Source organism: Mesorhizobium sp. B264B1B (assembly GCF_020165765.1).
Taxonomy (GTDB): domain Bacteria; phylum Pseudomonadota; class Alphaproteobacteria; order Rhizobiales; family Rhizobiaceae; genus Mesorhizobium.
Genome location: NZ_JAIUIS010000008.1, coordinates 17528 through 37866, shown reverse-complemented (window position 1 = coordinate 37866; position 20339 = coordinate 17528). Strand labels below are relative to the sequence as shown.

General features: G+C 64.3%; 21 protein-coding genes and 1 pseudogene. 19 read left to right on the top strand and 3 right to left on the bottom strand.

The genetic code is table 11. From position 1 onward, the window contains the following. Positions 1-35 precede the first annotated feature (35 nt). The 9 genes and pseudogenes from LB547_RS17550 (at position 36) to LB547_RS17510 (ending at position 7592) form a co-directional block, all read left to right on the top strand. A complete protein-coding gene (locus tag LB547_RS17550; RefSeq protein ID WP_140517913.1) occupies positions 36-605 on the top strand; it encodes a TetR/AcrR family transcriptional regulator in 570 nt (189 codons plus the stop codon). A gap of 14 nt (positions 606-619) precedes the next feature. Further along, positions 620-871 (top strand): annotated as a pseudogene (locus tag LB547_RS17545) (inorganic phosphate transporter); the annotation flags it as partial. 137 nt (positions 872-1008) lie between these two features. Beyond that, on the top strand, positions 1009-1797 hold the full coding sequence (locus tag LB547_RS17540) for a 3-hydroxybutyrate dehydrogenase (RefSeq protein ID WP_140561607.1): 789 nt from the start codon (positions 1009-1011) through the stop codon (positions 1795-1797). Between the two features lie 116 nt (positions 1798-1913). Further along, the gene (locus LB547_RS17535) at positions 1914-2090 is read left to right on the top strand and encodes a hypothetical protein (RefSeq protein WP_224619737.1); all 177 of its coding nucleotides are present in this window, start codon (positions 1914-1916) and stop codon (positions 2088-2090) included. Between the two features lie 245 nt (positions 2091-2335). Then, a complete protein-coding gene (locus LB547_RS17530) occupies positions 2336-3664 on the top strand; it encodes an NAD(P)H-dependent oxidoreductase (RefSeq protein WP_140763822.1) in 1329 nt (442 codons plus the stop codon). Positions 3665-3666: 2 nt separating this feature from the next. After that, positions 3667-4695: a thiamine pyrophosphate-dependent dehydrogenase E1 component subunit alpha gene (locus LB547_RS17525; RefSeq protein ID WP_140500625.1), complete on the top strand. Its 1029-nt coding sequence runs from the start codon at positions 3667-3669 to the stop codon at positions 4693-4695. After that, positions 4695-5693, top strand: a complete 999-nt coding sequence (locus tag LB547_RS17520) for an alpha-ketoacid dehydrogenase subunit beta (RefSeq protein ID WP_140558466.1) — start codon at positions 4695-4697, stop codon at positions 5691-5693. The genes LB547_RS17525 and LB547_RS17520 overlap by 1 nt, the downstream gene beginning before the upstream one ends. 3 nt (positions 5694-5696) lie before the next feature. Next, positions 5697-7109, top strand: a complete 1413-nt coding sequence (locus LB547_RS17515; RefSeq protein WP_140672594.1) for a pyruvate dehydrogenase complex dihydrolipoamide acetyltransferase — start codon at positions 5697-5699, stop codon at positions 7107-7109. A gap of 114 nt (positions 7110-7223) precedes the next feature. Continuing rightward, the gene (locus LB547_RS17510) at positions 7224-7592 is read left to right on the top strand and encodes a hypothetical protein (RefSeq protein WP_140500628.1); all 369 of its coding nucleotides are present in this window, start codon (positions 7224-7226) and stop codon (positions 7590-7592) included. 18 nt (positions 7593-7610) lie between these two features. Here the strand turns inward: LB547_RS17510 and LB547_RS17505 are convergent, their stop codons facing one another. Then, positions 7611-8588 carry a sugar-binding transcriptional regulator gene (locus LB547_RS17505; RefSeq protein ID WP_224620068.1) on the bottom strand — a complete coding sequence of 326 codons (978 nt, stop codon included), beginning with the start codon at positions 8586-8588 and terminating at the stop codon, positions 7611-7613. Positions 8589-8851: 263 nt separating this feature from the next. Between LB547_RS17505 and LB547_RS17500 the strand changes: the two genes are divergently transcribed. From LB547_RS17500 to LB547_RS17475, 6 genes are all read left to right on the top strand, one after another. Then, positions 8852-9838, top strand: coding sequence for an ABC transporter substrate-binding protein (locus LB547_RS17500; protein ID WP_140500630.1), 987 nt, complete (start codon positions 8852-8854; stop codon positions 9836-9838). Between the two features lie 78 nt (positions 9839-9916). Next, positions 9917-11620: an ABC transporter permease gene (locus LB547_RS17495; RefSeq protein ID WP_140763825.1), complete on the top strand. Its 1704-nt coding sequence runs from the start codon at positions 9917-9919 to the stop codon at positions 11618-11620. Continuing rightward, positions 11608-12684: an ABC transporter ATP-binding protein gene (locus LB547_RS17490; RefSeq protein WP_140672595.1), complete on the top strand. Its 1077-nt coding sequence runs from the start codon at positions 11608-11610 to the stop codon at positions 12682-12684. Before LB547_RS17495 ends, LB547_RS17490 begins: the two co-directional genes overlap by 13 nt. Beyond that, positions 12684-13850 (top strand): MBL fold metallo-hydrolase, encoded by a 1167-nt coding sequence (locus LB547_RS17485; protein ID WP_140650663.1) that lies wholly within the window; start codon positions 12684-12686, stop codon positions 13848-13850. Before LB547_RS17490 ends, LB547_RS17485 begins: the two co-directional genes overlap by 1 nt. Then, positions 13847-14602, top strand: a complete 756-nt coding sequence (locus LB547_RS17480; protein ID WP_140764384.1) for a 5'/3'-nucleotidase SurE — start codon at positions 13847-13849, stop codon at positions 14600-14602. The genes LB547_RS17485 and LB547_RS17480 overlap by 4 nt, the downstream gene beginning before the upstream one ends. Before the next feature lie 187 nt (positions 14603-14789). After that, positions 14790-15905, top strand: coding sequence for a DUF930 domain-containing protein (locus LB547_RS17475; RefSeq protein ID WP_140764387.1), 1116 nt, complete (start codon positions 14790-14792; stop codon positions 15903-15905). Positions 15906-15914: 9 nt separating this feature from the next. Here the strand turns inward: LB547_RS17475 and LB547_RS17470 are convergent, their stop codons facing one another. Together LB547_RS17470 and LB547_RS17465 are read right to left on the bottom strand one after the other, a co-directional pair. Further along, complete coding sequence (locus LB547_RS17470; protein WP_140764390.1) at positions 15915-16589, bottom strand: HAD family hydrolase; 675 nt, start codon at positions 16587-16589, stop codon at positions 15915-15917. 82 nt (positions 16590-16671) lie between these two features. Further along, positions 16672-17313 carry a hypothetical protein gene (locus LB547_RS17465; RefSeq protein WP_140517923.1) on the bottom strand — a complete coding sequence of 214 codons (642 nt, stop codon included), beginning with the start codon at positions 17311-17313 and terminating at the stop codon, positions 16672-16674. A gap of 192 nt (positions 17314-17505) precedes the next feature. Between LB547_RS17465 and LB547_RS17460 the strand changes: the two genes are divergently transcribed. The 4 genes from LB547_RS17460 (at position 17506) to LB547_RS17445 (ending at position 20310) form a co-directional block, all read left to right on the top strand. Beyond that, positions 17506-17943, top strand: a complete 438-nt coding sequence (locus tag LB547_RS17460; protein ID WP_140501610.1) for a transcriptional regulator GutM — start codon at positions 17506-17508, stop codon at positions 17941-17943. Between the two features lie 52 nt (positions 17944-17995). After that, positions 17996-18763, top strand: coding sequence for a PTS glucitol/sorbitol transporter subunit IIC (locus LB547_RS17455; RefSeq protein ID WP_140501608.1), 768 nt, complete (start codon positions 17996-17998; stop codon positions 18761-18763). Positions 18764-18779: 16 nt separating this feature from the next. Further along, on the top strand, positions 18780-19784 hold the full coding sequence (locus LB547_RS17450) for a PTS glucitol/sorbitol transporter subunit IIB (RefSeq protein WP_140558471.1): 1005 nt from the start codon (positions 18780-18782) through the stop codon (positions 19782-19784). A gap of 145 nt (positions 19785-19929) precedes the next feature. Then, complete coding sequence (locus LB547_RS17445) at positions 19930-20310, top strand: PTS glucitol/sorbitol transporter subunit IIA (protein WP_140501604.1); 381 nt, start codon at positions 19930-19932, stop codon at positions 20308-20310. Positions 20311-20339: the final 29 nt, after the last annotated feature.

The following is a 20339-nucleotide window of genomic DNA, read 5'->3' as shown; positions in this document are numbered from 1 at the left end:
TGTCAATTGGGCCTAAGCTTGCGATGGGAGGCGCCATGAAAGCCCAACGAACGAACTCGCGCGAGAGGATTCTCGCTGCGGCGGCGGACGTCGCACGGGAATCCGGCCCCGGTAGCCTGTCCCTGGATGCCGTCGCCAGCCGCGCCGGCGTATCGAAGGGCGGACTGCTCTACAATTTCCCGACCAAGGCCAAATTGATGCAGGGCCTGGTCGAAGGCTATCTGCGCGAGTTCGAGCAGGCGCTGGAGACCGCCAGCAGCAACGACAATGGCGCAAATCCGCTCGCCGTCTACATCAGGCTTTCGGCCAAGGATTGCGAGGACAAGCAGCCATCGGCGTCGTGGATATTTTCGGCGATCGCCGAGGATCCGGACTTCATGTCGCCCATAAAGACGTTCAAGCGACAACTCTTCCAACGACTGAAGAGCGAGACGCCGGATCTCAAATCGCTGCTGGTCTGCTATCTCGCCATCGAGGGCCTGCGCAGCATGAATCTGTTCGACGCGGATGTGCTTTCCCCAGACGAGCGGCAATTGCTGGTGTCGTCGCTGCTGGAAATCGCCGGATCGCCCGATGTCGGTCCTGCCCGGGCCAAGCGACCCTGACGGACCATCAGGGCCATTTGACCTATGGCCAGGGCGCCGCGGCCGAACTCGTCGCCATGGTGACCATCGGCATGGCCGACAGGCTCGGCCTGCCGGTGTCGACGACCCATGTGCTGTCGTCCGGCATCGCCGGAACCATGGCCGCCAATGGCTCGGGCCTGCAATGGTCGACGGTGCGCAACCTGCTGCTGGCCTGGGTGCTGACGCTGCCGTGCTCGATCACGCTGGCCTTCGTGCTGTTCTTCATCTTTCACCAGGTGTTCTGAGCCGGGGCAGGCACTTTCAGAAAAAAAGGCAGGCCGGTCGCCGGCGCTGCTTTTTTCTTTGCGCGAGGCTCTGTCATTATCATGCTGCGACGCACAATTATATCGTCATCTTCCCTCCCACTTCTCGCGAGATCGCCATGGCTTCCCTGTCTTCGAAAAACGCCCTCGTCACCGGCTCGACCAGCGGCATCGGCCTGGCTATCGCCCGCGCCTTCGCCGCCGAAGGCGCCAATCTCACCATCAACGGCCTGGGCGACGCCACGACCATCGAGCAGGAGCGCGCCGGCATCGAGAAGGATTTCGGTGTCAAATGCCGCTACTCCGACGCCAACATGATGGACGGCGCGGCGGTCAGCGCCATGGTGCATGAGGCGGAAGAGGCGTTCGGCAGCCTCGACATCCTGGTCAACAACGCCGGCATCCAGCATGTCGCGCCGATCGAGGAATTCCCGGACGACAAATGGGAAGCGATCATCCGCATCAACCTCGTGTCGGCCTTCTACGCGATAAAAGCGGCGCTGCCTGGCATGAAGAGCCGCAAATGGGGCCGCATCATCAACACGGCTTCGGCGCATGCGCTCGTCGCCTCGCCGTTCAAATCCGCCTATGTCTCGGCCAAGCACGGCATATCAGGCCTGACCAAAACGGTGGCGCTGGAAGTCGCGCAGGACGGCATCACCGTCAACGCGATCGCGCCCGGCTATGTCTGGACGCCGCTGGTCGAGAAGCAGATTCCCGACACCATGAAGGCGCGCGGCATGACCGAGGAACAGGTCAAGCGCGATGTGCTTCTGGCCGCACAGCCGACAAAGGAATTCGTCGCCGTCGAGGACCTTGCCGCCCTGGCGCTGTTCCTGTGCTCGGATTCAGCCAGGCAGATCACCGGCACGACCTTGCCGATGGACGGCGGCTGGACGGCACAGTAAAGCCCAGGCGAGGCGTTCTGTTCCCGGCTGATGCCGCAGGCGCCGGCAAGCGGTTGCAAGAGGCACCGGACCGGTCGGTCCTCCTGTTTATGCACCACCCGCCGTTCGGCATCCACATGCCGGTGCTCGACGAGGTCACGCTAACCGACGCCGATGCCCTTCAAGAGCTATTCCAACGCCATGGCAGTGTCCGTCACATCTTCGCCGGACGTGTCCACCGGCTGATCGCCGGCAAATGGCGCGGCATTCCGGTCAGCACCATCATCCATTTCCACGATTTTCCGGTTGGCTAGCACTTAAGCAGGGGGCGCCCCTTCTCTCGCCATCAAGCGCGCTCACGGTTGAAGTTTTTCCGGGCCCGAATGCGTCGAACCGTCGCGAGCGTTTGGTTGTCGGATTTGCCGGTTTTCCCACCTTGCTCGTGATGCTGGAAAGGGTACAAAAGTGCTACGAATCTGGACATTAGTCTTGACAGAAATACAGATGTTCAATACCCGTCAGGTGATTGAATAGCAGCATTACGGGAGGAATGAGCGGTATGGCTTCCAATGTTTCGTTGACGGGCCTTGCCCGTGATCTCGAGGTGCGGGCCAAGTCGGGCAAGCCAATCCGCATCGGCTTGATCGGTTCGGGCGAGATGGGAACCGACATCGTCACCCGCGTCGCCCATATGTCCGGCATCGAGATCGGCGCCATTTCCGAGCTGAACCTGCCCGCCGCCAGCAAGGCCGTGGATATCGCCTTCCAGGAAACCGGGCATGCGCGCGAAGTGTCGAACGCCTCGGCGATGACGGCCGCCATGGAGGCCGGCAAGGTGGCGGTCACCAACGACGCCAGCCTGGTCATCAACAATGACCTGATCGACGTCGTCATCGACGCCACCGGCGTTCCCGCCGTCGGCGCCGAGATCGGCTTGCGCGCCATGGAGCACGGCAAGCACCTGGTGATGATGAATGTCGAGGCCGACGTCACCATCGGCGCCTATCTCAAGAGCGAGGCCGACCGGCTCGGCGTCACCTATTCGCTGGGCGCCGGCGACGAGCCGTCTTCCTGCATGGAGCTTATCGAATTCGTCTCGGCGATGGGCCATCCGATCGTCGCCGCCGGCAAGGGCAAGAACAATCCGCTCAACATCGACGCCACGCCGCCCGACTATGAAGAGGAAGCCAAGCGCCGGCACATGAATGTGCGTATGCTGGTCGAGTTCGTCGACGGCTCCAAGACCATGGTCGAGATGGCGGCGATCGCCAACGCCACCGGGCTGGTGCCCGACAAGGCCGGCATGCATGGTCCGGCGGCGACGCTCGGCGAATTGTCCAAGGTGCTGGTGCCGCAGAAGGACGGCGGCGTGCTGTCGAAGGTCGGCGTCGTCGACTATTCGGTCGGCAAGGGTGTCGCGCCCGGCGTGTTCGTCGTCGCCGACATGTCGCATCCGCGCATTTCGGAGCGCATGGAAGATTTGAAGATGGGCAAGGGCCCGTACTTCACCTTCCATCGGCCCTACCATCTGACCTCGCTCGAAGTGCCCCTGACCTGCGCCCGCGTCGTGCTCTACGGCAAGGCCGACATGGTGCCGCTGGCAAAGCCGGTGGCCGAAGTCGCAGCCGTGGCCAAGAAGGACATGAAGCCGGGCGAGAAGCTCGATGCGATCGGCGAATATTGCTACCGCGCCTGGATCATGACGGCGCCGGAAGCACATGCCGCCAGGGCCATTCCCTGCGGTCTGCTGCAAGGCGGTTCGGTGACGGCGCCGATCAAGAAGGGCGAGCTCATCACCTACGCCAATGCCGCCCCGGCTCCCGGCTCCAAGATCGCCGAACTGCGCGCGCGCCAGGACAAGCTCGTCTACGGAACCGTGGAGGTGTGATCATGGCCGCAGCCAGCAAAGCCGTCGCGGACAGCCGCGCCAACCTGCCCTTCGTCTATCGCCAGTACAGCGCCGAGCAGCTCAGACAGGTGCTCTACAAGATGTACCTCATCCGCCGCTTCGAAGAGGGCGCGGAGGAGAGCTACACGCGCGGCCTCATCCACGGCACCATGCATCTGTCGATCGGGCAGGAAGCCAGCGCCATGGGCATCTGCATGCCGCTCGGCGAGGATGACCAGATCACCTCGACGCATCGCGGCCACGGCCACTGCATCGCCAAGGGCGCCGAGGTCAAGCGCATGTTCGCCGAGTTCTTCGGCAAGACCACCGGCTACTGCAAGGGACGCGGCGGCTCGATGCACATCGCCGACGTGGCCAAGGGCAATCTGGGCGCCAATGGTATCGTCGGCGGCGGCATTCCGATCGCCGTCGGGGCGGCGCTCTCCTCCAAGATGATGAAGACCGGCAAGGTCGTGGTCTCCTTCTTCGGCGACGGCGCCAACAATGAGGGCGCTTTCCACGAGGCGCTGAACATGGCGGCGATCTGGAAGCTGCCGGTGATTTTCGTGTGCGAGAACAATGGCTACGGCATGTCGACGTCGACGGCCCGCTCGACCGCGGTCAAGAACATCGCCGAGCGCGCCGCCGCCTATTCGATGCCCGGCGTCATCGTCAACGGCAACATTTTTTCGGAGGTCGCCGAGGCGTCCTACAAGGCCGTCGAGCGCGCACGCGCGGGCGAGGGGCCGACGCTGATCGAGTCCAAGACCTACCGCCATCGCGGCCATTCCAAGAGCGACCGCAACCGCTATCGCACCAAGGAGGAGATCGAGGACTGGATGTCGAACCGCGATCCGATCACCCTGTTCGAAAGCGAGCTGCGCGACTTCGGGTTCATTGACGACAAGGGCATCGAGGCGATCCGCGAAGCGGTGGCCAAGGAAATCGCCGACGGCATCGAGTTCGCCAAGGCGAGCCCGTCGCCTGATGTCAGCGAGACCGGAAATTACGTGTATACGGAGCAGGCGTGATGGACGCGATGGTGCGTGAACTGAGCTACGCCCAGGCGATCCAGGAAGCCATGGCGATCGCCATGGACATGGACGAACGCGTCTTCCTGATGGGCGAGGACATCGGCGTCTATGGCGGCGCCTTCCAGGTGACCGGCGATCTGGTCGAGCGCTACGGCGCGGACCGGGTGATGGATACGCCGATCTCGGAACTGGGCGGCGCGGGTGTCGCGGTGGGTGCGGCCCTCACCGGGATGCGGCCGATCTTCGAGTTCCAGTTCTCCGACTTTGCCACGCTCGCCATGGAGCAGATCGTCAACCAGGCGGCCAAGATGCGCTTCATGCTGGGCGGTGAGGTTTCCGTTCCCGTGGTGATGCGCTTTCCCGCCGGTTCCGGCACCGGTGCCGCCGCGCAGCACAGCCAGAGCCTGGAGGCCTGGCTCGGCCATGTGCCGGGCCTAAAGGTCATCCAGCCGGCGACGCCGCACGATGCCAAGGGCATGCTTTTGGCTGCCGTCGCCGATCCCGATCCGGTGATGATCTTCGAGCACAAGCTGCTCTACAAGATGAAGGGCCCGGTTCCGGAAGGCTACTACACGGTGCCGATCGGCAAGGCCGATATCCGCCGCGAAGGGCGCGATCTCACCATCGTCGCCACCTCGATCATGGTGCAGAAGGCGCTCGACGCCGCGGCCGCGCTGGAAGCGGAAGGCATCGACGTCGAAGTCGTCGACCTCAGGACGATCCGGCCGATGGACAAGCAGACCGTCATCGACAGCGTCAAGAAGACGTCGCGGCTGATGTGCGTCTACGAAGCGGTCAAGACGCTGGGCATCGGCGCCGAGGTCAGCGCCATGATCGCCGAGAGCGAGGCGTTCGACTATCTCGACGCGCCGATCGTGCGGCTGGGCGGCGCGGAGACGCCGATCCCGTACAATCCGGAGCTGGAGAAGGCGACGGTGCCGCAGGTTCCCGGCATCATCACCGCCGCCCGCGACCTCGTGAGAGGGGTTCGCTGAGACATGCCGACCGAAGTCATTCTTCCCAAGGTCGACATGGACATGGCGACCGGACAGATCTCGCGCTGGTTCGCCGAGGAAGGCGCCCGGGTCAAGAAGGGCGACGTGCTGTTCGAGATCGAGACCGACAAGGCGGCGATGGAAATCGACGCGCCGGCCAGCGGCATCCTGCGCGATGTCTCCGGCAAGGAAGGCGTCGATATCCCCGTCGGCGCGCCGGTTGCGTGGATCTATGCCGATGATGAAAGCTACGGGGCCAAGCAGGACAAGGCGCCAATCTCCCCCCTTGAGGGGGAGATGTCGACGAAGTCGACAGAGGGGGTTGCCTCAGAAGGCACCGCCCTCGCGCTGAGCCCGGTCGAACCGACCCCACCCGACCGGCCTTCGGCCGGCCACCCTCCCCTCGAGGGGGAGGGAAAAACCCGCGCTACACCCTTGGCGCGTCGATTGGCTCGTGAAGCAGGACTGAATCTCTCCGGCATATCAGGCACAGGCCCACATGGCCGCGTCGTGAAGGCGGATATCGATGCGGTACTCTCCTCCCCCCTCGAGGGGGAGGTGTCCGCGAAGCGGACGGAGGGGGTCGTCTCAGGAGGCACCGCTTTTGCGCCGAGCCCCGTCGAAGCGACCCCACCCGACCGGCCTGCGGCCGGCCACTCTCCCCTCAAGGGGGAGGGGGACGTGCTGCGCCTGTTCGAGGAAGGCTCCTACGATCTCGTCCCGCACGACAATATGCGCAAGACCATCGCGCGCCGGCTGGTCGAGGCCAAGACCACCATCCCGCATTTCTACCTGACGCTCGACTGCGAGCTCGATGCGCTGCTTTCGCTGCGCACGCAGCTCAATGCGGCCGCACCGGTAAAGAAGACCGACAAGGGCGAGGCGCCCGCCTACAAGCTGTCGGTCAACGACATGGTGATCAAGGCGATGGCCATGGCCCTGAAAGCGGTGCCGGATGCCAATGCCTCGTGGACCGAAAGCGCCATGGTCAAGCACAGGCATGCCGATGTCGGCGTCGCCGTGTCGATCCCCGGCGGTCTGATCACGCCGATTATCCGCAAGGCGGACCAAAAGACGCTGTCGGTGATCTCCAACGAGATGAAGGACCTGGCCAGCCGCGCGCGCAGCCGCAAGCTGAAGCCGGAGGAATATCAAGGCGGCACCACGGCGGTGTCGAACCTTGGCATGTTCGGCATCAAGGATTTCGCCGCCGTCATCAACCCGCCGCATGCGACGATCCTGGCGGTGGGCGCCGGCGAGGAGCGGGCGGTGGCCAAGAACGGCGAGATCAGAATCGCCACGGTGATGTCGGTGACGCTGTCGACCGACCATCGCGCCGTGGACGGAGCACTCGGTGCCGAACTGCTGGTCGCCTTCAAGAAGCTGATCGAGAACCCGATGGGCATGCTGGTGTAGGTCACGTTGACGTGGGCCGGCGTCGGATGATGCGCCGGCCCACCACAGAATCGACTTGTCAGGCGCGAACCCTTCGCCCATGTTTCAGGTGGACTGTGATCAAGGGAGGTCCGCATGCCCGCATTCGATCCATCCGACGTCAAGACCCTGTTCGGCAAGGTGATGGGCGCGTCTCCGTCCGACATCAAGCTGGTGGCGCAGCGCCTGCACGATCACGCTTTCGAGCCGCGCATGTCGGCGGACGAAACCAAGCAACTCGTCGCCAGTCTCGGCTATGAGAGCCTGGATGCGTTCTGCGCCGACATCGGCTTGCCTGCGCATATCGCGGAGCGCTGGGGCCGCTTCGGCGTTTCCGGCGAGATGAAGCAGGTGTTCACGCTGCTGGCGGCCCAGCGCAGGCGGGTGGCCGAGGCGATCGCCGAATTCGAATCCATGACCCATGTCGGCGTCGAGGATTTCTTGCGCGAACGCGGCCTGATCTAAGCGGCACTGGAAGCAGCGTCAGCCAGCCTTTGCCAGCAGCGCCGTCGCCGTATCGCTGTCGGTGATCAGCACATTGGTGCTGACGGCCTTCAGCGCGGCGAGGATCGCGGCCACCTTGCGTTTTCCGCCGGCGGCCAGCACGACATTCGGCACCTGGCCGACGACATCGAGGTCGATGGCCATGACGCGGCCGTTGACTTCGTGGTCGACCAGCCTGCCTGAGGCATCGACGAAATAGCACAGCATGTTGGCGACCGCGCCCTTCGCTTTCAGCGACGCGATGAGCGACGACGGCACGATGCCGTGGCGGAAGATGGTCGCGTCCGGCGACATGTCGCCGACGGTAAGCAGCGCGATATCGGCGGCGGCCGCGCGCGGCCGCACGTCTTGCAGCGCCGGCTGCGCCCAGAGCAGGTCACGCAGCGAGGGGTTGTCGACCGTCACCGGCGCGGTGATCTGGTAGCTGTCGACCTCGAAGACATCGGCGACCTTGGCGGCGACGATGGACGGATTGATCCATTGCGAATGCGGCAGACTGCCGACGAGCGCCACGACCGAGGCGTGCTTCAGCTGCCGGCGGGCGAGAAAGCCCAAACTGGCATGCAGGGTCGCGCCGCCGCCGATTGCCAGCGTCATGCCGTCCTGCATCTGCTCGCCGAGATAGGCCGCCACGGCGTGGCCGATCGCTTTCTCCAGGTGGTCTTGCGCCGAAGGCGTCGGGATGACGACGGCGGCGTCGAGGCCCCAGCGCTTCTCGAGTGCACGTTCGAGCGCCACCTGTTCGGCGGTCGGCGCGTTGATCATGGTGACGACGATGCCTTCGGCCGTGCACGCGGCCAGCGTGCGCATGACCTTCACCCTGGAGACGTCGAGCTTCTCGGCGATCTGCTCCTGCGTGAAGCCCTCCACATAATAGAGCCACGCCGTCTTGACGTTGAGATCCGACGACACCATCGGCAATCCGGAGCGGGCCGGTCTGGGTTTTTCCACGGGCATCGCTTTTCGTCCTCATGAGCCTTGGCCTGGGCCCCGCATCGCCTCTTCGGAGAAAGGCCGGCCGCGTGTCAACTGGCACCGGATGTCCGGCGTGTCGATTGTTGCACAGTTTTGTTCATTTGTAATTGACATCGAACATATGAACATATTTTGTATATCTCACGCGCTGTGTCATCCACCAGTCATATGCGCCGTGCAGGGAGGAAGAGACAGGGAACCGGCCGGGGCCGGGCCAGTCGTGCACAGACAGGACAGGAGGTCTTATGAAGACGCTATTCATCAAGCTGCTGGGAAGCCAGCTGGCGCTCGCGGCAACTTTGTTTGCCGGCATGGCAAGTGCCGAAACGTTGACGCTCTACACATCCCAGCCGGAAGCCGATGCGGCCAAGACCGTCGAGGCCTTCAAGAAGGCGCAGCCCGGCATCGACGTGGCAATCTATCGTTCCGGTACCAGCGACATCCTCACCAAGATGGCGGCCGAATTCGCCGCCGGCAGCCCGCAGGCCGACGTGCTGTTGATCGCCGATGCGGTCTCGATGGAGCTGCTGAAGAAGGACGGCCGGCTGCTGCCTTATCCCGAGGCAAAGCTCGACGGCATCGAGCCGGATGCTTACGACGCCGACAAGACCTATTTCGGCAGCAAGCTGATCACCACCGGCATCGTCTACAACACCGCGGCCGCCGAGAAGCCGGAACATTGGGCCGATCTCGCCAAGCCGGCCTATGCCGATGGTCTCGTCATGCCGAGCCCGCTCTATTCAGGTGCCGCCGCCTACCTGCTTTCGGGCTTCGCCGGCGATGCCGATTACGGCTGGGATTTCTTCCAGAAGCTGAAGGCCAACAACACCGTCAGCGTGCGCGGCAATGGCGCGGTGCTGAAGTCCGTGGCATCAGGCGAGAAGCCCTATGGCATCCTCGTCGACTTCATGGCGATGAACGCCAAGAAGAAGGGCTCGCCGGTGGAATTCGTGTTCCCCTCGGAAGGCGTGCCGGCCGTGACCGAACCGGTCGCGATCATGAAGACGGCCAAGAATGTCGACGGCGCCAAGAAGTTCGTCGACTTCATTCTTTCGGACGAAGGCCAGAAGCTGGCGCTTTCCATGGGCTACCTGCCGGCACGGGCCTCGGTCGGCCGGCCCGAATGGCTGCCGGAAGGCGTCAAGGTCAAGGTGATGTCGTTCGACACCAAGGCAATCGTCGCCAAGACCGACGCCGACAAGGCGAAGTTCTCGGAACTGTTCGGCGGCTGACAAGGCTCGGCGATCCGGCCGGGATGCCGCTTCGGCGGCATCCCCACTGCGCGCTGGTCGAATTTCAGGAAAGCAACCATGCCATCAACGATCAGGGAAAGCCGGGGCCAGGAAATGGTCCTGACGGCGGCGGTAGCCGTCGTCATCGTGCTGCTGTCCCTGCTGCCGATGCTGCGCCTGATCAAGGAAATCGTGGCACCCGGCGGCACGGTGTCGACGATGGCCCTGGAGGCCGGACTGAGAAGTCCGGCGACCTGGATCGCTACTTGGCATACGCTTGTCGTCGGCATAGGCGGCACGGTGCTTGCCGTGCTGTCGGGAACGCTGGTGGCGGTGCTCATCACGCTGACCGACATACGCGGCCGAAGCGCGCTGGTGCTCTGCTACGTCATGCCGCTGATGATCGCGCCGCAGGTCACGGCGCTTGCCTGGCTGCAACTGTTCGGACCGGCCAGCCCGTTCCTCAAGCTGTTCGGCGCCGCACCGCCGCTGGGCACCAAGAACCCGCTCTATTCCACGTCGGGCATCATCCTGCTGCTCGGCGTGCAGTATGGCCCGCTGGTGTTCCTGCTGGTGCGCGCCGGCCTGCGCAAGCTGCCGCGCGAACTGGTCGAGGCGGCGCGAGCCGGCGGCGCGAGCTGGTTCACCGTGCTCGTCACCATCGTGCTACCCCTGATGACACCGTCGATCATGGCGGCAGCGGCACTGGCCTTCGTGTCCTGCGTCGGCAATTTCGGCATTCCCGCCTTTCTCGGCATTCCCGCCAATTATCTCGTGCTGCCGACCTTGATCTATCAAAAGCTGGCCGGCGGCGGGCCGGCCGTGCTCGGCGAGACGGCGTTCCTGTCGGTGCTGATCGGCATCATCGCCATGGCCGGCATTATCCCCCAGGAGGTCATGAGCCGGCGCCGCGACTACCGCATCAGCTCCACCTCGCTGCCCGCCGAGCCCTACGAGCTTGGCCGCTGGCGTCCGGTCGTCCAGGCCGGCATGTGGCTGCTGGTCGTACTGGTGTTGTTCCTGCCGCTGTTCGGGCTGGTGCTGACGTCGCTGGTTCCCGGCTACGGCATCGCGCTCAGCGCCAAGACGGCGACGCTCGACAACTACCGCTTCGTGCTGTTCGAGCACGCTGCCGCCAGCCGCGCCTTCTTCAACAGCTTCTGGCTGTCTATCGCCGCCGCCTTCTTCGCGGTCCTCGTCGCCGTGCCGATCGGCTATCTCATTGCCTGGGGCAAGCAGCGCTGGGTGCGGCTGCTCAATCTTTCGGTCGAACTGCCCTATGCCTTGCCCGGCGTGGTGCTGGCGATCGCATCGCTGCTGCTGTTCCTGCGGCCGATCCCGCTGACCGGCATACAGCTCTACAACACGGTCTGGATCATCCTCTACGCCTATCTCGCCCGCTTCCTGGTGCTGGCCTTGCGGCCGACCATCAGCGGCTATCACCAGATCGACCGGACGCTGGAGGAGGCTGCACAAGTGGCGGGCGCCGGCCTGTTCACGCGCATGCGCACCATCGTCTTTCCTTTGGTGGCGCCGGCGGCGATCGCCGGCGGCCTGCTGATCTTCATGACGGCGCTCAGCGAGCTCACGGTCTCGGCGCTGCTGTGGTCGTCGGGTTCCGAGACAATCGGCGTGGTGATGTTCTCGTTCGAACAGGGCGGCGATTCCAACTACGCGGCGGCGATGTCCGTCATCACGGTCGCGGTCACCTTCGTGCTGATGCTGGTGACCAACCTGCTTGCCCCTCACCTTCCGAGTGGAGTTCTGCCATGGCGCGATTGACCCTGGACCATGTGACCAAGAGCTTCGCCGAGTTCGATGCGGTCAAGGACGTTTCGATCGATGTCGGCGACGGCGAATTCCTTGCCGTGCTCGGGCCTTCCGGCTGCGGCAAGACGACGTTGCTGCGACTTGTCGCCGGCTTCGAGAAGGTGACGTCGGGCGAAATCCGGGTCGGCAGCGAGGTCGTGTCGGGTGCAGGCGGCAGCGTTCCACCAGAGAAGCGGCGGGTCGGCATCGTCTTCCAGAACTACGCATTGTGGCCGCACATGACGGTCGCCGAGAACATCGGCTATTCGCTCAAGGTTGCAAAGCTGGACAAGGCGGTCGCCCGCCGGAAGGTTGCCGACGCGCTGGCCCTGGTCAATCTACAGGGGTTGGGAGACCGTAGGCCGGCCAACCTCTCCGGCGGCCAGCGCCAGCGCGTGGCCCTGGCGCGCTGCCTGGTCGCCGCGCCCTCGCTGGTATTGTTCGACGAGCCACTCGCCAATCTCGACGTGCATCTCAGGGCCTCGATGGAGGACGAGTTCGCCGCCTTTCACAAGCGCACCGGCACGACCATCGTCTACATCACCCACGATCAGGCCGAGGCCATGGCGCTGGCCGATCGCATCGCGGTGATGGATCACGGTCGCCTGGTCCAGCTCGCGACGCCGCGCGAGCTCTATCATGAGCCGGCGAATGAAATGGTGGCCTCCTTCATTTCACAGGGCATTCTGCTTCCGGCCGACGTGCTGAACGCCGAGGAAGCCGGTCATTGCAAGGTCCGGGTTCTCGGAACCGAGCTGGTCGTCCGCTGCCGGGCAGGCGAGCGGCCGCGCGCCGGCGCAAGGATCTGCTGCCGGTCGGCCGATCTCGACGTCTCGCCGGACGGCCCCGGCTTCGATGGCCTCGTCAAGCGGGTGATCTACCAGGGTGGCTCGGCGCGCATCGAATTTACGCCTTCCGCAGGACCTGATCTTACCTTGCATTTCGGGCAGCCCGACCCGGTCGTGCTGGAGAGCGGAGCCCAGGCGCGCCTGCGCATTAAGTCCGGCTGGGTAATCCCGGCGGAGGCGGCGTCGTGATGAAGCTGGACCTGGCCGGCGGCTTCGGCGAAAAGGGCCGCACCAGCGTTGCCGTCCGCAGCGGAAACGATCGCATCCTGCTCGATATCGGCATCAAGGTCGGCGCCACAGGGGCGGAGTACTATCCGGCACTTGACGGGTCGATCGCCGACATCGACGCGTTGTTTGTCTCGCATGCGCACGAGGATCACGTCGGTGCTCTGAGCTGGCTTTTGTCGCGCGGCTATGCCGGTCCGATTTTCATGACGGCCGAAACCCGCGCCGAGGCTCCGGCCACGCTCGCCGGCTATGCCGATCCCGGGGATCTCAAGCGATTTCCCTTTCCGGAAGATCGCATCGAGATTTTCGAACCCGGCGATTTGCTGAAGAGCGGCAATCTCACGGTCAGGACGGGGAGGTCGGGACATGTCGTCGGCGGCGTCTGGTTTGCCGTTGACGATGGCAAGAGCCGCGTCGTCTATTCGGCCGACGTGGTGCCGGACAGCAATGTCTTCGTGATGGACGCGATCCCCGAATGCGATCTTCTCGTTCTCGACGCGTCCTATGGCGCCGATCCCGTGCCGGGTGCGGCGCGCGCCGAGGCCATTTCGGGCTGGGTGGCGCGCCATTCGAACGGATGCCTTCTGCCGACGCCGCTGTCGGGGCGGTCGCTGGAATTGATCGCGGCCTTGCCGGGACCCTTCGCCATCCACGCCGGCATGCGTGCTTCGCTCGAAGCGCAGATCGCCGCCACTTCAGCGCTGCTTCCTGGCGTATCCGAGATGCTGCGCTTGCGGCTGGGTAGTGCCGCAGACTGGACCGACGCCGACCCGCTGCCCTCGCTGCCCTTGCTGGCCGATGACGGCATGGGCGAGGCTGGGCCTTCGTCCCGCCTGCTGCCGCGCGCCGACCGGGCCGGCTTTCCGGTTCTGCTGACCGGGCATCTGCCGTCCGGCTCCCCCGGCGATCTGCTGCACAAGGCCGGCCGGGCGGACTGGGTGCGCATGCCCACCCACCCGACCCTGTCGGGCAATGTCGGTATCTGGGAGAAGGCAGGGCGCCCGGAGACGCTCGGTCATTCCTGCGCGAGCGAACTCCTCGACGACCTGAAAGCCCATATTCCATCGCTGCGCCCGCAATGCCGCACCGGCCAGAACATCACGGTGCGCCGAGGAAACGAGACATGAGACTCCTGATCTGTAACGATGACGGCATCGAGGCGCCGGGCCTTGCCCGGCTGGTCAAGGCGGCCGGCGGCCTGAGCGACGATTTGTGGGTGGTGGCACCCGACGGCAAGCGCACCGCCGCGGGCGCATCGCTGACGATCGCGCGGCCGTTGATCATGCGGCGCGTCAAGCCCGGCTGGTATTCGTGTTCCGGTACTCCGGCCGACTGCGTGGTGAGTGCGATGGCCTGGCTGTTCGCGGATGGCCAAAAGCCCGACCTGGTTCTGGCGGGCGTCAATGACGGGCGCAACGTCGCCGAGGACCTTGCCTATTCCGGGACGCTGGGCATTGCGCGCGAGGCGACATTCTGGGGTATTCCGGCGATCGGCTTTTCCCGGGTGAAGAATCCGGACTTCAGCGGTGCCGACGACGAGTGGCTCGGCGCGTTGATCGCCTCGCTCTGGCGGTCGCGTGAAGAGTGGGCGGCGGATGGCCATTGGCTCAGCATCAACCTGCCGGCTTCGCTGCCGGCCGGGATCCGGCAGCCGCGCATCGGCCGCGACAAGATCGGCCGCAAGGCCGAAATCCTGGAGAGCGACGGCGACCGCACTGTCATCACAGTTCCGCGCGGGCGCGCTCACGCAAGTGAGCCGGGCGACGAGAACGAGGCGATCGACGCCGGCTTCGTCAGCATCAACCGGCTGAACTGGTTTGGCGAAACGCGGCTGGACGGACGGTTTCTGGACGGGATCCAGCCCCAGCGGCAAGGCTAGTCTTTGGCCACAGAACTGGGTTGCCGCGAATATTCAGGACGGCACGGCCGTTCGTCCAGCGGCGCCAACGCCTCGACGGCGGCGCAGCGACACGGTTTTCCAGATCACCGAGCTGTGCAGCGGTTAAATTGCGTCAATCCAAAGCCGATGCTTGAAGCCGCCGCTATTTCATTCCACATCGGTCAGCATGAAGGACGAGGCACGAGAGCGGCGTCGGGATCTGTTGTGGGCGCTGCCCGCATCGCTGATCCTGCATGCGCTCCTCGCAGCGCTGGTGTTCTACAACCTGCCGAGGCCAGCCCAGGAGCCGCAGCAGGACCAGCCGGTAAATGTCGCGCTCGTGCCTCCGCCCGACCAGCCAAAACCGAAACCTGCTCCCGCACCGCCAAAGGAGCCCAAAGCCGAGAAGCCGCCGGAAACGAAGCCTGAAGAACCGCCCGAAAAGCAGTCGCGCAAGACGCCGCCGATCGAGACCTTGAGACCTGTCTTTCAGTTCGGCGACAAGGACGCCGGCCCCAGGAAATCCCTAGACGGAGCCAGCGCTCAAGACAGTTCGCCAGCGCCTGCCAAGGAGGAGACGTCCAAGCCGCCCGTGACGCCTGAGCCTGCGGAGACCAAGTCTGGCGCGCCGGCGGCCACCGAAAAGCCGGCAGAGTTGCCCGAGACCGGCGAGAAGCCGGCAACCGCCGCGAAGGATGCCGAGTCCCTGAAGGATGCTGAGGAGGCGGAAACCCCCGACGCCGACAACCAAACGGCTGCGGCAGCGCCGTTGGCCGCCGATGACGGCGACACTGAGGTCGAGCTTCCCATATCGGCTGAAAAGCCGACGCCCAAACCCGCAAATGCGCCGAAGCCCGGCTCTTCAAAGGTCTCGAAGTCCCCCAAGGGGAGCGCGGGAGACCCAGCTTCCCCTGATGTCGCCAGTGCCGCGTCGCGTCGCTATTCCGGGCTTCCGGGCGTTCGCAAGCTCTATTCGCAAGACGCTACCGGCGATGCGCTGGCCACGACCTCGATGGGCGGCGTGCCGCGCGCCCAGCGTGGTGCCAAACTTTGCGCCAGCGCATTGCAGCAGCAATTGCTGGACGCCTCTTATTTCCCCGACTTGATCCCAAGCGTGCCGCTGAAGGCCGGCAATATTCTCAACGCCCCGGATGTCGCTTTCCGCGCAACGGGCACGTGGTACCATCTGGGCTTCCGCTGCGAGGTCGACAGCGATGTGACCAGGGTTTTGTCGTTCGGCCTACGTGTCGGATCTGTAATCCCGCCCGACGAATGGGTTCGGCTTGGACTACCCACTCGCTAGAACAAGCTCTTAGGCGGGGACACCGCGCCCGGACAATTGCCGGCTGATCTCTTGCCAGTCGGTGCAGACGAAATCGGCGCCGGCCGCCTTCAGTCGCGCGCCATGCTCGGGATAGGTGTGGCCGCCGCCGGTGTAGCCGATCGCCGTCATGCCGGCGGCAACCGCGCCCTGGATACCGAAGGGCGAATCCTCGATGACGATGCAGTCCGCCGGATTGGCGCCCCTCTTTGCCGCGGCGAACAGGAAAATGTCCGGCGCGGGCTTGCCGTTCTTAACCATCGAGGAGCTGTAAATTGCGTCGCCGAAGAACCGTGCCAGCGCCGTCACTGCCAGGCTGTGGTTTATGCGCTCGACGGAGGACGACGAGGCAATGCAGCGGTCGCCCTCAAGCGCCTCCAGAAACGCGGCGATTCCTGGTGTCGGCTTCAGTTCCTGCGAAAACAGGATCCTGGTCTCGGTCCAGATGTCGCCATCCGCCGCCGCCGGAAACTGATGGCCGGTCAATTCCCTGATTTTGACGATGATGTCGGACTGTTTCATGCCGATGCACTGAGCGATGATGCCGCCGTGCACGCCCGGCATGCCGTGCTTTTCATAGACGCGCTCATAGGCCCTCGCGGCCAGCGGTTCGCTGTCGACGAGAACGCCGTCGCAATCGAAAATGATAGGCCTTGATCGCGCCACGCGCTTCTCCCCGGAGTTTTGCACTTTGCTACCGGCAAAAAGCCAAATGTTCAATAGCGTGGTGGTCGGGCGCCAAAATCTGTCAAAGCTGGCGTAGCGCATCGCTGGCCCGGGCCGACCCAAGCGCCCTTTGCATGGCCTGCCGCGATTGCGCGCGATCCGGCGTGATCCAGTTCGGTTCGGCGCCAAGGAAGCGGTCGAGGAAAGCCACGGCATAGGCCGGCATCTCGGTCACGTTCTCGCGATAGGACCACCATGTGCGCAGGTCGTCGGCGCATTTGTCGATGCTGGGCGCTGAGCCGAATTCCTGCTCGTAGATCGCCGAAATCACCGAAACGCAATAATTGGTGTAGAGGAACCCCTCAGGCCAGAAGCGGACGATTTCCAGCGTGCCGGCATTCTGCTCGGTCTCGACGAGATGGCTGAGGCCGGAGACTTCCCTGGCCGGCGCCTGCCGTATCAGTTCGCGCAGCACGAGGCCGGCGGCAAAGACGATGAAGTCGGCGCGGTCGATCGCGGCGAAACGCTTCTGCGCCTCCATGATCTCGACCCAGTCGAGAAAAGCCCTTGTGAGCCTGGCTTCGTCGATTTCAAAACGCACGCCGAATGTGTCGGACACCACCTTGGCGCTGCCGCGAAACGTGGCGCGGAACCAGCGCAATTGCCGCAACCGATGGCGAAGGTCGGGCATAAGGGCCAGTTCATCCCTGAAGGGCAGTTCCATTTCACATATCCCGTTTGACGACAGGCTAGCACAACCGTGCCGTCGCCGAAATCGGCCGACGGCCCTGTGGATGACCGTGACCGAGGTCAATATCATACATATTGACATTCTCGGAAACAAATGTTCTCACTTTGCTGTTGTCGCGCATCCGTCCAAGATGCGGTTCAATGAAGGCTTCGGGAGGAGAACCGAATGGCGATTTGGCAGTGGGGACTGCTTCTTCTGGTTATCGTGTGGGCGCTGCAGTCGCTCGGCGTCTGGCTGCAGATGCGGCACTATTCGGATGTCTTCCGGGGCGTCACCGACCAGTACAAGGATGGCTTCGTCGGGGCCGGCAATTTTCGCGGCCGGCTGGCCAAGGGCACCATCGCGCTCGTCGTGGTGACGCCGGACCTCATCGTGCGCCGCATGATGGTCATGAGCGGGCGCTCGGTGTTCACCAAATTCAAACGACATCAACAATTCGAGGGTGTTCCCCTCGATCAACTCCGGTCCAACCCTGCGATCATGGGGGAGGGGGAACCCGGTGTGGCCGAGGCCGTGAAACGGGCGATCGAACAGATCGACAAAGCACGGTCGGAGCCGGGGAAGAAGCCGGGCTTGTCCGGCTTGAACGTAGCAAGGGCCTAGAGGACGCCGCGCACCGGCCGGGATCAACCGGCGGGCGGCATAAGGAGGAGAAATGTCTGTATTTTCGTTATTGGCGCAGCATGCCGACATGGCCGTGCATAACCTGCATGTTGCAGGCACCATGGTCTCGGATGCTGCCTGGCACGGCAGGCTCGGCGTCGAGCATGCCACCGATCATCTCGTGGTGTTGGCGCAGGCGCAGACCGACAGCGCGCCTGTCACCGCCGATCAGCTGAAGGAACAGCTGAAAAACGTGCAGCAGGAAGAGCAACTCGGCTGGCTGACCGCAATCGGCAAATACTTCATCGGCATCTTCCAGAAAGGCGGCGAAGTGTTCGCCGGCTTCGTTACCGGCATCATCCCGACACTGGTGGTGCTGATGACCGCCTTCTACGCCGTCACCGAACTGGTCGGCGAGGAGCGCGTCCACGGCCTGGCACGCGGCGCCGGCAGGATCGCGCTGACCCGCTATACGCTGCTGCCTCTGCTGGCGGTGTTCTTCCTCACCAACCCGATGGCTTACACCTTCGGATCGTTCCTGGAAGAAAAGCACAAGCCCGCCTTCTATGACGCGGCTGTCTCCTATGTGCATCCGCCGCTCGGCCTGTTCCCGCATATCAACCCGGGCGAATACTTCGTCTGGGGCGGCATGCTGGTCGCGTTGCTTGACCTCGAGAAGCGGGGTGTCGTCGCCGGAGGTTATCACGTCAAGGTGGCGATCTGGTACGCCATCGTCGGCCTCGTCGTCATCCTGCTCAAGGGCATGCTGACCGAGCGCATCACCGCCATCATGGCACGCCGCCAGGGCATCGAGCTGTAACGGCGGGGAGGACATCATGGCCAAGACATACAAAGCCGTAAGGATCTCCCGGGGCTCCACAGGCTGGGGCGGCCCGCTCGTCATCGAGCCGACCGCACAGCGCGACAAGATCGTCTCCGTCACCGGAGGCGGCATCCATCCCGTGGCACAGCTCATCGCCGACATGACCGGCGCCACGGCCGTCGACGGCTTCAAGGCGCCGCCGATCGAAAGCGAGATGGCGGTCGTCGTCGTCGACTGCGGCGGCACCGCACGCTGCGGCGTCTATCCGCGCAAGCGCATCCCGACCGTCAACCTGACGCCGGTCGGCCAGGCTGGGCCGCTCGCCCAGTTCATCACCGAGGACATCTACGTTTCGGGCGTGAAGCCGGCCAATGTCACGATGGCGGACGGATCCGAGGCGGTCACCACTGCGGGGGGAGCAGCATCGATGAGTCCAGGCAACAACACCGCGGCCGCGGCACCACAGCCGCTACCGAGCGAAGGCGGGCTGATCGGCCTGATCAGCTCGATCGGCCGCGTCATGGGCCGCGTGGTCGGCATCTTCTTCAATGCCGGCCGCCGTACGATCGACCAGGTGGTGCGCAACGTGCTGCCGTTCATGGCCTTCGTGACCATGCTCATCGGCCTGATCCTGTACACCGGCATCGGCGACGTGCTTGCCCAGCCGATGGGACCGCTCGCCAACAACATCGTCGGCCTGCTGATCATCTCGGCCATCTGCGGCCTGCCGTTCCTGTCCCCCATCCTGGGACCGGGCGCGGTCATCGCGCAGGTCATCGGCGTCGCCATCATCGGTCCGCAGATCGCCAACGGCACGATTTCGCCGGCGATGGCGCTGCCGGCGCTGTTTGCCTACAACACCCAGGTGGGCTGCGACTTTGTCCCGGTCGGCCTGGCGCTCGGTGAAGCCAAGCCCAAGACGATCGAAATCGGCGTCCCGGCGGTTCTCATCAGCCGCCAGATCATGGGCCCGGTCTCGGTGCTGATCGCCTGGGTCGTCAGCCTGATCGTGTTCTAAGCAAATTCCGGGAAAGCCTGAAACGGCTTTCCCGGAAAAAGGCGCGTAGCGCTTTCCCTTGGGAATTGCGCCAAAGCACGGAGATAGAGGGGTTCACGGGCGTCCGTGACCCCCTCGAGGAAAGTAAGGAAATGAGGTTCGCCATATGACGGTTCTGCTGAGAACACGGGTCACTTCCATCGGGCCTGAGGTGGCGGACCTTGCCGAAGGGGGCGTGCTCATCCTGTTCGCGGATGGCTCGCCGCCGGAGCTTGCCGAGGTTTCCGTGCTCCACAAGACGGAACTCGGGCCCAGCGAAGGCGCGCCGCAGAAGGGCGCGTCGATCACCCTTGGACCTGTTTCCGCGACAATCACGGCGGTCGGCTCCAGCGCCTGGAGCAAGGTGCTCGAGATGGGGCATGTCGTCATCTCGTTCAATGGCGCCACCGAGGCCGAGCGGCCGGGCGAGATCTGCGCTTCGCAGGTCGACACTCAAGCGCTCGTGGCCGCCCTGAAGACAGACGCGATCATCACCATCGCCGCCTGAAGCATTCGCGCCGCGACCCATGTCGGCGC